At 32.3% G+C, this 15,104-nt stretch carries 12 protein-coding genes and 1 pseudogene; 11 read left to right on the plus strand and 2 right to left on the minus strand.

The features are described from left to right. The first annotated feature begins 4 nt into the window (after window positions 1-4). Together DVW06_RS13250 and DVW06_RS13255 are read left to right on the plus strand one after the other, a co-directional pair. Window positions 5-883, plus strand: coding sequence for a sulfite exporter TauE/SafE family protein (locus DVW06_RS13250; RefSeq protein WP_137264746.1), 879 nt, complete (start codon window positions 5-7; stop codon window positions 881-883). 12 nt (window positions 884-895) lie between these two features. Further along, window positions 896-1,876, plus strand: coding sequence for an ornithine cyclodeaminase family protein (locus tag DVW06_RS13255; protein WP_137264747.1), 981 nt, complete (start codon window positions 896-898; stop codon window positions 1,874-1,876). Window positions 1,877-3,284: 1,408 nt separating this feature from the next. On the opposite strand, the gene DVW06_RS13260 is transcribed toward DVW06_RS13255, so the two are convergent. Then, a complete protein-coding gene (locus DVW06_RS13260; protein WP_137264748.1) occupies window positions 3,285-4,103 on the minus strand; it encodes a MurR/RpiR family transcriptional regulator in 819 nt (272 codons plus the stop codon). Between the two features lie 163 nt (window positions 4,104-4,266). Between DVW06_RS13260 and DVW06_RS13265 the strand changes: the two genes are divergently transcribed. Genes DVW06_RS13265 through DVW06_RS13275 form a run of 3 tightly spaced genes read left to right on the plus strand, consistent with a single transcriptional unit; the run spans window position 4,267 to window position 6,960 of the window. Next, window positions 4,267-4,974 (plus strand): N-acetylmannosamine-6-phosphate 2-epimerase, encoded by a 708-nt coding sequence (locus tag DVW06_RS13265; RefSeq protein ID WP_137264749.1) that lies wholly within the window; start codon window positions 4,267-4,269, stop codon window positions 4,972-4,974. Beyond that, entirely contained in the window at window positions 4,967-6,469 is a 1,503-nt protein-coding gene (locus DVW06_RS13270) for a PTS transporter subunit EIIC (protein WP_060814987.1), read from the plus strand. The genes DVW06_RS13265 and DVW06_RS13270 overlap by 8 nt, the downstream gene beginning before the upstream one ends. An 11-nt stretch (window positions 6,470-6,480) precedes the next feature. Further along, on the plus strand, window positions 6,481-6,960 hold the full coding sequence (locus DVW06_RS13275) for a PTS sugar transporter subunit IIA (protein WP_060814986.1): 480 nt from the start codon (window positions 6,481-6,483) through the stop codon (window positions 6,958-6,960). A 591-nt stretch (window positions 6,961-7,551) separates the two neighbouring features. Here DVW06_RS13275 and DVW06_RS13280 read toward each other — a convergent pair. Next, a complete protein-coding gene (locus DVW06_RS13280) occupies window positions 7,552-8,718 on the minus strand; it encodes an ROK family transcriptional regulator (RefSeq protein WP_060814985.1) in 1,167 nt (388 codons plus the stop codon). 307 nt (window positions 8,719-9,025) lie between these two features. Here DVW06_RS13280 and DVW06_RS13285 point away from each other — a divergent pair, with 307 nt between their 5' ends. From DVW06_RS13285 to DVW06_RS13310, 6 genes and pseudogenes are all read left to right on the plus strand, one after another. Next, window positions 9,026-11,101 (plus strand): glycoside hydrolase family 31 protein, encoded by a 2,076-nt coding sequence (locus DVW06_RS13285; RefSeq protein WP_060814984.1) that lies wholly within the window; start codon window positions 9,026-9,028, stop codon window positions 11,099-11,101. Further along, window positions 11,101-11,886 (plus strand): PTS mannose/fructose/sorbose/N-acetylgalactosamine transporter subunit IIC, encoded by a 786-nt coding sequence (locus DVW06_RS13290; protein WP_060814983.1) that lies wholly within the window; start codon window positions 11,101-11,103, stop codon window positions 11,884-11,886. Before DVW06_RS13285 ends, DVW06_RS13290 begins: the two co-directional genes overlap by 1 nt. Beyond that, complete coding sequence (locus DVW06_RS13295; protein ID WP_060815002.1) at window positions 11,879-12,691, plus strand: PTS system mannose/fructose/sorbose family transporter subunit IID; 813 nt, start codon at window positions 11,879-11,881, stop codon at window positions 12,689-12,691. Before DVW06_RS13290 ends, DVW06_RS13295 begins: the two co-directional genes overlap by 8 nt. Window positions 12,692-12,710: 19 nt before the next feature. Continuing rightward, window positions 12,711-13,193, plus strand: a complete 483-nt coding sequence (locus tag DVW06_RS13300; RefSeq protein WP_082709565.1) for a PTS system mannose/fructose/N-acetylgalactosamine-transporter subunit IIB — start codon at window positions 12,711-12,713, stop codon at window positions 13,191-13,193. Window positions 13,194-13,207: 14 nt separating this feature from the next. Beyond that, the gene (locus DVW06_RS13305) at window positions 13,208-13,612 is read left to right on the plus strand and encodes a PTS sugar transporter subunit IIA (protein ID WP_060814982.1); all 405 of its coding nucleotides are present in this window, start codon (window positions 13,208-13,210) and stop codon (window positions 13,610-13,612) included. A gap of 860 nt (window positions 13,613-14,472) precedes the next feature. Beyond that, a pseudogene (locus DVW06_RS13310) lies at window positions 14,473-15,104 on the plus strand (hypothetical protein); the annotation flags it as partial.

Here is a 15,104-nt window from a genome sequence, read left to right on the forward strand (position 1 = left end):
TTTTATGATTCGGAGTATTTTGTTGACACTAATTGTCGCAATCAATCTATATTTTATTATTTACTTTCTAAGAGACCTTTTCAAAAACAAACAAAATTTTAAAGAAGAACCTGGGGATATACGTCTATTGCCGTTCACGTCATTTATCACCTTCTTTCTCTCAACATTTGGTGTTTCCGATTTTGCTATCGGAACCGTTCTTTATCCAAAGCTGAAATGGGTCAGCATGAAAAAATTACCCGGAACGTTGAATACCCAATGTGTCATACCGGTAGCCGTCATGGCATTATCTTATATAACTGCCATCAATGTAGGGATCAAGACATTAGCAGTTTGTATCATCTGCCAAATTATCGGTGCATATTTAGGTCCGAGATTTGTTGTGAAGTTACCAGAGAAAACGATCAAACTGTTTGTCGGCATAGGATTGGTCATTGCTGCATTCTTGATTTTTGCAGGACAAATGAACTGGATACCATCAAATGGAACAGCCAGTGAATTGTATGGCGGAAAATTAATCTTGGCCGGATTTTTACTCTTTGTCTATGGCGCATTGAACAATATCGGTATTGGTTCTTATGCTTTAACAATGGTAACTGTCTATTTGCTAGGCTTGAATCCAGTTGCAGCATTTCCTATTATGATGGGTGCTTGTACTTTCTCAGTACCGATCGGCAGTGTTCAATTTATTAAATTTAATGAATACAGCAGAAAAATTACGCTTTTCACTTCAACCTTTGGTGTATTTGGTGTACTTGTTGCAGTATTTTTAGTTAAATCTTTAGACACGTATGTACTTAAATGGATCGTAATCTTTGTCTTGCTGTATAGTGCATATACGATGTTGGGCAGTCAAATAAAAAAAGTTTCAGCAACTAATTAAGGAGCGATTCAAATGTTATTTCTTAAAAAAGAAGATATTATCAAAAGTTTTTCAATGAGAGAAGCCATCGATGCGGACAAAAAAGCATTGTCATTGTATTCAGCAGGAAAGGCAAGCGTGCCTCTACGCACCAATATCGATGTGTCAAAAAGCAACGGACAAAGCTTGTATATGCCAGCTTATGTAGAAGGTGAGGAAGGTGCGTTAGGTGTCAAAATCGTTTCCGTCTATCCTGAAAATATCAAGAAAAACTTACCAAGTGTCCCAGCAACGATGATCGTATTGGATCCAGAAACGGGTATGGTATCTGCTTGTTTGGATGGTACTTATTTGACACAATTAAGAACAGGTGCTGTTCAAGGAGCAGCAACAGAACTTCTGGCAAGAGAAGATTCTAAAATCGGTGCACTGATCGGAACCGGCGGACAAGCACAGTCGCAATTAGAAGCGATGTTGACCGTTCGTAAATTAGAAGAAGTTCGGATTTTTGATATTGATTTTGAACGTGCCAGCCAATTTGCTGAAGAAATGAGGAAACAATTTTCTGCAACGATGCGCCCAACAAAAACCAGTCAAGAATGTGTTGAAGGTGCAGATATCATTACAAGTGTAACAACTTCAAAATGTGCGACATTCTCTGCCGAGTGGGTTAAAAAAGGGGCACACATTAATGGAGTGGGTGCTTACACACCGGAAATGTGTGAAATTCCACGAGAAATAATCAAAGCCGCTGATGTTGTTATTTTTGATACTATGGATGGTGTCTTAAAAGAAGCTGGGGACTTCATTTCACCGTTACAAGATGGATATATTCAAAGAGACAGCTATCATGGAGAACTAGGCCAATTGATCAATGAAGAATTGGTCGGTCGGACAAGTGAAGAACAAATTACGATTTTTAAAACAGTTGGCTCTGCTGTGCTAGATGTGGTAGTTGCGGCAGAAATCGTTAAGAAATCTAAAAAAAATTATCTTGGAAAATTGATTTCCTGAGTAAAAAAATAAAACTTTTATCAGTAAATTTATAAAAAATAGTTTAAAAAAATCTGTAATCAATTATGATTTCAGACTTTTTTATTTGGGAGAAAATTATCATAGTTATAACTGTATCGGATTAGTTAAAGGCACTTGTCTTTTGACTTTAAGTAGAGAGGAGTAATAATTGTATTTGTTGTATTTACCACCTTAGCTTTTTCACTGGTATTTGAAGGAACGTACAATAAAAAATGTGATAAATATTTTTATTCCATAAAGCTTGATCTCTCGAAAAGAAATTTCCTACACCTCTAGAATGCATAATTTAAGTGCAACACTAAAAATTAAAAGTAAAAAAGCTTGTTTTAATGATGTTGGTGAACTAAAGGTATTTTGCTATGATTTCTTACACTCCTTACGATATATGAGTGAAAAATAATTATTCTCTATCGTGGTTCGGTTTTACTATCCGTTATTTACTAAATGATATAGGTGATAAATGTAACTGGCTAGACATCTCTCTTGTCTAGCTATTTTTTGCTTTATGAAATAGATTTGTTATATTTAGATACTGACTAAAAAAATGTTTTGTATTTTATTGCTAAAAGTTGTCAGTTATCTTCGATAATGATTATTGTATATTGAAAGCTACTAATCATATTCCTATAAAAAGAATTTTCCCAAAGTATTGATGGTTGATACTTTTCTTTTTAATACTTTATCTGAAGGCAAGATGGAGGTTGTTTGTGAAAATTGTGAGACCCGCTAATTAATCGATATTTTACCTGAATATAAATTGTTTCAACTAATAACCTAGTTATAAAACTGAACCGTTTTTGAAAAACAGTTCTTAGTTATATGCGCGAACCTCATATACTGTCAGTTCATAAAATATGTTTTATCAAAGTCAAAGTAATGATAGATAGTTTGCTTGATTTGCCCGTATTTCTAGAGGGGAAGTATCTTTTTTTACAAGTGTGTTAAAGTATTTAGAGGCAAAGAGTCAGGATTTATTTAGAACTTCCAGAAAGATTATGAAATAAATCTGACAAAAAACACAGAAGAACTTATTTATGAAGAACGTATCATCAATGTGAGGAGCTATCCTTACTCAAATATAAAAATAAAAACGAGCAATACCTGTAATAAAATTTGCATGCTACAACGTATAATCATTTGAAAACAAGAGTCTTTTTGATTAATCAAAGTAAAACAACAAAAGAGCTTATATAGAATAAACCTCATTCTATATAAGTTTATATTTTACATATTTTGTCAGTTCTTGTTGATAAAGAACTGACAAGATGAGACTAAAAAAGGTACGAGTTAATTAGATTTTCCCTTTTAGAATATTAATTATTGCAATAAAATTTATACTTTGATATGAAATTTAGAATTATTATACAATATGAATTTAATACTATAGTTAATCTAAGCTTTTATCTAAGATAGAGCGTAATACTCTTTCACGCAATTCCACTGCATTAATATTATTTTTTTGTTCATAACCTTGTACAAGTAGATCACAAAGGTACAATTGAGAGATCTTCCCTGCCAAAGAACCACCATTTAAAAATTCTTCGATTGCTGTTTGCAAAATAACATCTGCTGTCTGCCCTATTGGAGAATGAAGGTAATTGGTAATTGCTAAGATCTTTGCACCATTTTTTTTTGCAATTTCTACAGAATCAAAGGTATCTTTTGTTTTTCCGGATAATGAAAAAGCAATAATTACATCGTCTTCTTCCATCAAAGAAGCTACTTGAGCTTGAAAATGAGGATCCAGAACAGCTTTAGCTTGAACTCCTACTCGTAAGAACATACTTTCTAAATCAAGGCTTGTGTTTCCACTAGAGCCCACCCCAAATATATAAAGATTCTTTGCTTGACTGATGAGTTGGATTGCCTGATCTAGTTTTTTTTCATCTAGTAAATGTGCTGTAGAATAGAGTGCCTCAGTTAGATGAGTGGCAATTATATCGTAATATTTCTCGCTTGACGGACATTCTTTTTTTTTACTGAAATCTTCTTTCGCAATTTCAATTTTCAAATCAGAGAAACCTGAAAACCCTAATTTTTGGCAAAAACGAATAATCGTTGCATCTCCAACTTGGGTTTTTTCTTTGATATTGCTCATTGTACTATAAATAATTGCTTTCCCAGAATCTAGGATTAAATCAGCTACTTTTTTTTCAGATTTAGTCAATAAAGGATAATGCTCTTTAATTAAATAGATGTAATTCATATGAACTCCTTTAAAGTAAAAATTTTTACTCCATTATACTCCAAAAAAATAAAAAAATCTCCGAATTTATCCATTTTCATACTTTACATCAATGAAAGCGCGTGCTATATTTTATTTGGAGTTATTATCCGAAAAATTAATTTAAAGTGGAGTGTTTAGGAGAATGGAGAAACAAATATTTTTAGATGCAATTTCAGGTGGACTGATTGTTTCTTGTCAAGCATTACCTGGTGAACCATTTTATAAAGAAGAAGGAGGTCTTATGTCCTATTTTGCTCTAGCTGCTGAAAGAGCTGGTGCAGTTGGTATCCGAGCAAATTCTGTTCGAGATATTTTAGAGATTAAAGAAAAAGTTTCTCTACCTATGATTGGGATAATTAAGCGAGATTATCCTCCTGAAGAACCATTTATTACCGCAACGATGCGTGAGGTCGATGAATTAGTTGCTACTGGTGTAGAAGTTATTGCGCTAGATTGCACGCTGCGCAAACGCCATGATAATTTGTCTATCAACACTTTCATTACTCAGATCAAAGAAAAGTATCCTGAACAATTATTAATGGCAGACATCTCTACCTTTGAAGAAGGTAAAAATGCCTATGAAGCTGGCGTTGATTTTGTCGGAACCACGTTATGCGGATATACTAATGAAAGTAGAAAGCAAGAAGGGCCAGCGATTGACTTGATGAAACAGCTCGTTCAAGCAGAAATTTGTGTTATTGCAGAAGGAAAAATCCATACCCCAGAGCAGGCAAAAAAAATTAGGGAATTAGGTGTTTCTGGAATCGTAGTTGGTGGCGCGATCACTCGTCCACAAGAAATTGCAGAACGTTTCGTCAATGCATTGAAGGAGGAAGAGAAAAATGTTTAAAAAATTTTCACAACTAGGTCGGGCATTTATGTTGCCGATCGCTATTTTACCTGTTGCTGGTTTACTTTTAGGTCTTGGCGGTGCACTGACAAATGAAAGCGCCATAAATGCTTATCCCATATTAGCTCAACCGTGGCTTCATACGATTTTGAGTATCATGAGTTATGCTGGTAACGCCGTTTTTGCTAATTTAGCATTGATATTTGCGATTGGTATCGCAGTGGGGCTTGCAAATGGTGACAAAGGAACTGCTGGTTTAGCTGGTGGTGTTTCTTACTTAGTTTATACAGCAACAATTAGTGGTTTTCTTGAATTATTTTCTGTCAAAGATGCAACTCTTGATACTGGAGTTGTAGGTTCAATTGCCATTGGCGGAATTGTCGCATTTTTACACAATCGCTATAGAAAAATAGAATTACCGCAGTTTTTAGGATTCTTTGGTGGTTCACGTTTTATTCCAATTATTTCTAGTTTGGCTGCAATTATTATTGGTTCCTTCTTTTATCTAATTTGGCCACCGATTCAGAATGGATTAGTTGTTGCTGGAGAGCATATTGCTCAAATGGGGAGTCTAGGAACATTTCTTTATGGATTTTTACTTCGTTTAACTGGTGCTGTTGGTCTTCATCATACAATTTATCCACTTTTCTGGTACACTTCGTTAGGGGGAACTGAGAGTGTAGCGGGAATTACAGTTTCTGGGGCACAAAATATTTTCTTTGCTCAATTAGCTGATCCGAATCACACAGGCTTATTTACTTATGGGACTCGTTTTTTTGCTGGAAGATTTGCCACGATGATGTTTGGCCTTCCTGCTGCTTGTTATGCGATGTATCGTGCAATTCCTAAAAAAAACCGTAAGAAAAATGGCGGTCTTTATTTCAGCGGTGCATTAACTTCATTTTTAACAGGAATCACTGAGCCTGTAGAATATATGTTTCTGTTTGTGGCTCCATGGCTTTATGTCATCCATGCATTTTTAGACGGCCTATCTTTTTATTTTGCGGATATCCTGAATATTCGAGTAGGAAATTCTTTTTCAGGTGGACTAATTGATTTTCTATTATTTGGTGTACTTCAAGGAAATGACAAAACTAACTGGCTTAAATTGATTCCTTTTGGACTTGCTTGGGCTATTATTTACTTTATCGTTTTTACTTTCTTTTTAAAAAAATTCAAAGTAGCGATCCCTGGTATGATAGAAGAAAAAGAGGTAGTCTCTGAAATTACCTTGAATAAAAATACTTCTTTGCATGAAGAATCTTTAATGATTATAAAAGCACTTGGCTGTGAAGAGAATATTGAATCTGTTGAAGCCTGTGCAACTCGCTTGCGTGTTGCTGTGAAGAATGGACAAAATGTTGACAAACAAGCTATAAAACAATTAGGTGCTACTGCAGTTTTTGAGGTAAAAGGTGGGATTCAAGCAGTTTTTGGAGGAAAAGCTGATTTACTTAGTCAAGAAATCAATCAAATTTTGAAAAGAGATAATTAGGAGGAATTTATATGATTAAGTTTTTAAGAAAGAAAAAACAAGTGGAACTATTTTCTCCATGTTCGGGAAAAGTTATTCCTATATCAGAAGTAAATGATCCAGTTTTTTCACAAAAATTATTAGGGGAAGGTTTTGCTGTTATTCCAGAAGAGCAGACAATTTATGCTCCTTTAGCTGGTCAGGTCACAACTATCTTTCCAACAAAACATGCTATTAGTATAAAGAGTAATTCAGGAATTGATTATTTGATTCATATTGGGATAGATACAGTAGAATTAGAAGGAAAACCTTTTTCAATTCTTGTTGATGAAAATGAATATATAACACCTGAAAATCCACTAGTTAAGGTTGATTTTAAACAGCTTGAATTGGCTAAAAAAGACTCATCAGTAATCATTTGTTTTACTGAATCTAGTCAAATTGATAATCTCGATTTATATACAGGAAGAGTTTTACATGGTGTTCTTTGTGGGTATTTAAATTTATCATAATGATTAATAGTTAGATTAATAAGATCTAATTATTAGAAACTCATTGGTGAAGTTTTAGGGTTTAAAGAAGTAGTATATAAGTTGTAACTTTCTCAATGTATAATAATTTTGATTGACAAGAGATTAATGTGATAGTTTTGAAAAATGAAATATGATTGGAGTGAACCTCGTTTTATTAAGTTTTTGATTATATGATTTTAGTCAGCTCGCCCACGTGTAGAAACAAAAAGATATACGTTTCTATACGTGGGCGAAGCTGTTTTTACTTTTAATAGCGATAAAAGTTTAGTATATAATTTAGATGAAATTGTAAAATTTTACCCTAAAGTATAGGCCAAATGGATAATATGCAAGCATGCTTTGATTAAACAAAAAGACAATTGAAAAAAATTGAGAATATTTGATAGATTATTGAGTTAGAAATAGTTTAAGTAATAAGCATTGTATTAATTTTTTTATCTCTTGAAAAAGAGGTAGAGCGGTGAGAAATTCATAACTATATAAAAAGCTCTTTTTAAGGAGAGAGTACTGGTGAGCCGTCTAGTATGTTAAAATTTCTCCATTTCACATACTAGTTTCCACTAAATTAAATTAATTTTTTGCATAAGAGCTGAGTTTCAACTTTTCAATATTTAAAAATTTTTGAATTGAAAACGAAATTGCTCCACTAAGAACAGGATTCCACTCTATAGGACTGTTAATGATATGAATTTCTTTTGTATATTGATTATTCAAAAAATTTTTGATTATATTAATTATGTTCGGAATTTTTTTTGTTAAAGGACTGTTAAAAATCACTAACTCAGGAGCATAGAGCATAACTATATTGTTAATTCCTATCGATAAATAGTATGCATATAGTTCAATCATCTCTACAACCTTTTGATCCTTGTTGCTATAAAGATATTCCACTATATCCGAATTAATTTTATCTAGTTTTTTTTCTTTGGAAATCTCTTGGTAAATTACTTGAGTAGAGCAATATTTTTCTAAACAACCATAATTACCACATTCACATTTTCTGCCATTTGGAAATAGAATTGTATGTCCCAACTGACCAGCATATCCTTTATTACCAATGTCAAGTTTACCATTTTTTACTACTCCAACGCCTATTCCACTATGAAGACTAATTGATACTAAATTCTCGATATCAGAAGAAAAAGTATATTCACCTAATGCAGATAAGTTTGCCTCATTTTGTAAAAAAACAGGAAAGCTATACTCTTGATTTAATAATTTTACTAAATCAATTTCCTCAAGACCGTTATAAGTTGTACTAAGTACTTTATTATTTAGAACTTGTCCTTGAACAGCAATTGTCATACCGATTATTCCATGTCGCGTATAAGGAAGATTATCGGTGAGTTTTTTTATAATTTTACGAATTAACATTTGTATGTTGTCTTTACTAACATAAGTATCAGTAAGCTGTATTCTTGCAATTTCTTTTCCATCTAATGAAGCTACCATTCCATCAATGTAATTATATCCTAGATCAATTGCAATTGCTAAGCCCGAAGATACTCCATTAAAAGTTAACATAATGGGTTTTCGGCCACGATTTGTTGCTTCTCCAATTCTATTTTCAATTACAAGCGAGTCATCGATCAATTTATTGATAATAGAAGATACAGATGCTTTGTTTAAAGAGGTTATTTTACTCAATTCAGCTCTAGATATTTCTTTATGTCTAATTATTTGATTAAGTATTTTTGCCTCGTTTTGTTCTCTAATTGTATATTTACTTGAAATCATTAATTTCTCCTCAATTTAAAAATAAAATAGCCTATGCAAAAAAAATATAGCGTTTACAGTTGACATTTTAAATAGCTTATTTTATATTTTATTTATTAATTAGTTTAACGTACAAACAATTTTAGTTCAAGTAATTAAGTGTTTTTTGTTATTAGTTTTTTTTTTGATAATTAGTTTATCGAGAAAACAAATTAAAAAGCAGAATTCTAGTCAAAATACTTAAATTAAATTGATATGTATATGTATGCGATTACAATTGCTAGTGTTGTAATAAGAGTTAACTAATTAAGAAGAAAAGGAAAGTGGGATGAAAGAAGTGATAAACATTGAATCAAATTATTTTTCAAGAAAATTTGATGATGAATTACTGATTATTGAAGCATGGGGGGAAAATGCTATTAGAATACGTTCATTTGTAGACATGAACTATGAAGACCGACAAAACTCCTTAATTGATAAGCCTAATTCCCTAAATAAAGTGATAATAAATCAATATGAAAATAAAACAGAATTAATTAACGGGAAAATAAGAGCGGTACTAGATCATCGTGATCGTTTAACTTTTTATAATGAAAAAAACGATGTCTTACTAAAAGAATATATTAGATTAAGAGCTGTTAAACATGATGATGGTGGTGAAGATGCTGGTTCAGTTGAAGTTACAAAGGATTTTAATTCTACATTGAAATTAAAGTCAAGAGAATATCGGTCCAATATGGATGGTAAATTTCAAGTAACTACTAGATTTGAATCAGATCCAAAAGAAAAAATATTCGGAATGGGTCAATATCAACATTCTTATCTTGATTTGAAGAACACTGTTTTAGAATTAGCGCAAAGAAACTCACAGGTGTCAATTCCATTCTATATATCTAGTCTTGGATACGGTTTTTTATGGAATAATCCTGGTATTGGAGAAGTTTCTTTTGCTAAAAATATAACTCGATGGAAAATGTATTCTTCTGATTATATCGATTATGTAATAATTTCAGGAAATGAACCAAAGGAAATACTTAGAAACTATAGTAATCTAACTGGAAAAGTCCCTAAAATGCCAGATAGTTTATTAGGATTATGGCAGAGCAAATTACGATATAGATCACCAGAGGAAGTGATGGATGTAGTAGAAAAGTATCATAAACGTGGAATAAAGCTTTCAACTATCGCTATTGATTATTTTCACTGGCCAAAGCAAGGAGAATATTGTTTTGATGAGGAATACTGGCCTAATCCAGAAAAATTTTTAAAGACTTTGAAAACTGATTACGGAGTGGAACCAATAATCTCAATTTGGCCTACAGTACAAACTGATGCAGAAAATTATGAAAAATATTTAGAAAATGGTTATCTAGTAAAAGTTAATCGTGGAGTTCGATTAACCATGCAAATTCAAGGAAACACTATTTTTATTGATATGACAAATAGTGAAGCTCGGAAATATGTTTGGAGTCTAATTAAAAAGAATTATGTTGATAAAGGGATTAATTATTTCTGGTTAGATGTAGCTGAGCCGGGATATTCCGTTTATGACTTTGATAATTATCGTTATAAAAAGGGGACTGATTTATATAGTGGTAATTTATATCCAATCGATTATCTTTCAATGATTTATGAAGAATTAAGTAATGAACAGCCTGTAATTACTCTTGTTAGAGGAGGATGGGCTGGAGCACAAAGATTCGGTGCATTATTGTGGTCTGGAGATATTGATTCTAGTTTTGAAGCATTTAGAAATCAAGTTAATACTGGACTAAATGTAGGTTTAGCAGGGATTCCCTGGTGGACAACTGACATAGGTGGGTTTCATGGCGGAAATCCAGAAGATCCGGAGTTTAGAGAATTGCTAATTCGTTGGTTTCAATATGCTACTTTTTCACCAATTTTAAGAATGCACGGTGACCGATTACCCCATAGTAAACCCTTATCGGATCATGGTGGAGGTTCGATGGTTACTGGTGCACCAAATGAAATATGGTCATACGGTATAGAAGTTGAGCAGATATTAACTAAGTATATAAAAATACGTGAAGCGTTGAAACCGTATATCAGTACTTTGATGGATAAAGCTCATAGATTCGGAGATCCGATCATGAGGACGCTATTTTATGAATATCCTTCAGATAATAATACTTGGGCTGTAGAAGATACTTACTTATTTGGAGATACGTTCCTAATTGCACCGATTGTAAATTATAAGGAAACAGTAAGAGAAGTTTACTTACCAATAAATGAAAACTGGACCAATATATGGACAGGTGAAGAATATGATGGTGGACAAACGTTGGATGTTGAAGCAGATATTAGTATGATACCTGTTTTTATAAAGACAAATCAAAAAGATAAATTTTCAAAACTATTAAGTATAATTAAGGAGGAGATCTAATGGAGATAAGTGTTATTCAACTTGGTTTAATTGTGTTATATGGTTTTTTTATTAATTTTGAGAAGAATTCAACAATGTTCGGAACCTACCAACCTGTAACAGCGGGATTTGTAACTGGTTTAATACTTGGAGATATAAAAACTGGGCTTTTTATTGGGGGAACCTTACAATTATTGTCTTTAGGAATTAGTAATTTTGGAGGAGCTTCTATACCAGACTATCAAACTGCAAGTATTGTCGCAACTTTTATCACCATAACAACTGGTCAGGAATCTTCGGTAGGGATTTCTATTGGTATACCAGTAGCACTATTAATGGTTCAATTAGATATTATTAGAAATACAATTGGTATTTGGATGGTTCATAAAGCAGAAGCAGGTGTAAAGCGAGGAGATTATAGTATGATCTCCAAGATGCAAATGTTTGGAGTATTCTTAACGGCGGCAACAACGGGCATACCGGTTGCGTTGGCAGTAATTTTTGGACCATCTTTAATTAATACTATTCTTGCTCATACTCCTGAATGGTTAACAAATGGGTTAACAGTTGCTGGGGGATTATTACCAGCTGTTGGTATTGGTTTATTGCTTCGATACTTACCTGCAAAAGAATATTTCAGTTATCTTGTTATAGGTTTTGTAATGTCTGTTTACTTAAAAATGCCATTATTAGGAGTAGCATTAATAGGCGCTGCTATAGCTTTAATTATTTATAAAAAAAATAGTCAGAATGTAATTAATAATACCGTTGTTAATACAATAGGAGGTATGGATGAGGATGAATAGCTTGGAGACGACAAAACTTGGTGTTAATTCCAAAATTAAAAAGAGTGTATTATGGAGATGGTTTTTTACAAGCTCAGTTTCTTCAAATTATGAAAAGATGCAAGCTCTAGCATATTGTTACGCTGTATTACCATTCTTAAAAGTTACTTATAAAAATAAACCAGAAGCGTTACAAAAAGCAGTACTAAATCATTTACAATTTTTCAATACAAATCCTTGGGTTGCACCGTATATTTTAGGTATTAATATAGCTATGGAAGAAAATTCAGATGAAAATACTGAAGAAGCAGTGACATCGATTAAGACAGGACTTATGGGGCCAGTAGCTGGATTAGGTGATAGTCTATTTGTAGTTATTCCATGGACTATATTTGGGGCTATTGCAGCAAATATGGCAATTGATGGTAGTCCAGTAGGAATTATTTTATGGATTGCTGTAAGTGTAGCTTTAAAGATGATAAGTATACCATTATTTCGCATAGGCTATACTTCAGGTACGAAATTAATTACTACTATTGAAAAAAGTTTAAAACTTTTAACTGAATCGACTTCAATTTTAGGATTAATGGTTGTTGGAGCATTAATACCATCTGTTGTTAAAACAAATGTAGTCTTAGATTTTAAACAAGGTGATTTTTCTATGAGAGGGCAAGAAATACTAGATCAAATAATGCCAGGATTATTACCTGCACTCTTAGTTGGTTTAGTTTACTGGTCTTTGAAAAAAAATGTAAAACCTATTTATTTAATTCTTGGTGTGATGGTTCTGTCTATTGTTTTAGCTACTCTAGGCATTTTAAAATAAATGATAGGAGGAAATTTTTGTGGAAATGAAGGGTATAAAAAATATTAGAATTGACGATCGATTAATTCATGGTCAAGTAGCTACAATGTGGAGTAATAAATTAGGTGTGACTCGTTTGATGGTTGTAAATGATACTGTTGCAAATAATGATATACAAAAACAGGTGCTAAGGATGGCAGTCCCTGCAGGAATCAGTTCTTCAATTATAACTGAAGAGAAAGCGATTACCAATATCAAAAATGGAAAATATGAAGGGCAAAATGTGCTTTTAATAGTCAAATCCCCAGTAGACTTATTATCGTTTATCGAAAATGATTTACAGATAGATAGGATTAACGTTGGCAACATGTCTAATCGAAAAGGAACAACGGTTTTACGTCCTAATATTAGCGTTACTAATGAAGAAAGAAATGCCTTCGAGAAGCTATTAAATCTTGGTGTTGAAATTACTACAATTATGACACCAGACGATAAAAAAACTTACTTAAAAGATATTTTATAAGGGGAATAAGTGCGATGACTAATGAAATAATTTTAATGAGTCATGGTTTAATGGCTGAGGAAATATTAAATTCAGCTAAAATGATACTTGGAAACCAGATTAATTATCCGGTAGTTTCTATGGCACAAAATGACGGTATTGAAGGAACAATAAATAAATTGAATAAAATACTGGAAGAAACAAGTGACATACGAAATATTATTATATTAGTAGACCTAATGGGAGGAACACCTGCAAATGTAGCTATGATGAAAGCAAGTATGGATAAAAGAATTCAAGTAGTAACTGGAATGAATCTAGGGATGGTATTAGAATCATACTTTAAAATTAATGAAGAAAAACTTGCTGAGCATTTAATAGAAATAGGTAAAAGTAGTATTAAAATACCTGAGATACAGATGGATGGTGGAGAAGAGTAATTATAATGAAGGAAGAATAGTTCTGTTAATCTCAATTGAAAAAGTTTAAATCAAAACAAAAGGAAAGCTATTTTCGATATTAATATGATTCGTTTTCTACATAATATCAAAATTAGATACGAAGCCATAGTAAGAAATATGTTTTTTTCATTATAATCTTAAATAATTAATACTAGCGAAATAGAGGAATGTTAAAAGGGCTCTTTTTGGAATAGCACGGTATAGCTAGTGCTTGAACTGCTATAAAAACCAAATAGTTAAATAGTAAAGCAATAATGGTTCGAGTGTACTATTTGGAGGACAATCTAAGATTGAAGATGCTTTCAAGTATAAGTGGTATTTTCAATGAGACGGTTAGGAAATTAGTGCCAGAGTAGGTACTAATTCTAGATGTAACAATCTTAACAGCGGTGGGATATGATCTATATGCAAATATTATATAGTTGTGTTAAAGTTTTTTTGATATATATATGAATGTTGTCCAATCAAATTCTAGAAATGCTTTAGACTATAAAATTTATTATACGGGGAAAATGCAACTTTTTAGCTAATAAAGCTGAAGTTGCATTTTTAACTATCTGAAAAAAATCGAGTTGAATTTTATATTAATCTATTTTTGGCACTTCAATAAAAAATGAACCTTCATTTTTATTGACATTTTTTAAGTAAATTTGTAAAATCGTTTTTATAAAACGTAATAGTTACGTTTTATAAAAACTAATTAGAGAGGAGATAGGGACATGTTTCTATTCAATAAAACAATGGTTTCCTTTTGTAGTATTAAGAATTTTAATAGCTAGAATATTAACATAAAAACTATTTTTTGAGCTTAATAAATAGAATTTAAGGAGAATGATATTATGAAATCAAAGATAATTCTTGGCGGTTTGCTACTATCTACAACAGCTTTCGTTTCACTACAATCCCCACAAATTACTAGTGCAGAAAGTTTAACAAATTCAGCAGAAATTATAGTACCGCTTAATTTAAAGGTGAAAGCACATTACACAAATGGATTACCACTTGAAGCGGGAAAAGAAGTACGGTTAAGAAATTTAACAGATGGATCAACGGAAGTACTTAAGAAACAGGTAGACGCTAACGGAGAGGTAACATTTACCGAACAAGATGGCATCAAAAAAGAAGTAAATTATGGCATCGAAACAGACGGAGTAAGAAATGGCTATACAGTAAGATACGATCTTGGTGGAGAAAAAGAGAAGGACATAACAGTGAATTTGCCAGGATCCAAGTTATCACTTAGTTTAAAGGTAAAAGCACATTATACAAATGGATTACCACTTGAAGCGGGAAAAGAAGTACGGTTAAGAAACTTAACAGATGGATCAACGGAAGTACTTAAGAAACAGGTAGATGCTAACGGAGAGGTAACATTTACCGAACAAGATGGCATTAAAAAAGAAGTAAATTATGGCATCGAAACAGACGGAGTAAGAAATGGCTATACAGTAAGATACGATCTTGGTGGAGA

The sequence above is a fragment of the Enterococcus sp. ARL09-542 genome (genome assembly GCF_005234805.1).
Classification (GTDB): Bacteria; Bacillota; Bacilli; order Lactobacillales; family Enterococcaceae; genus Enterococcus_D; species Enterococcus_D gallinarum.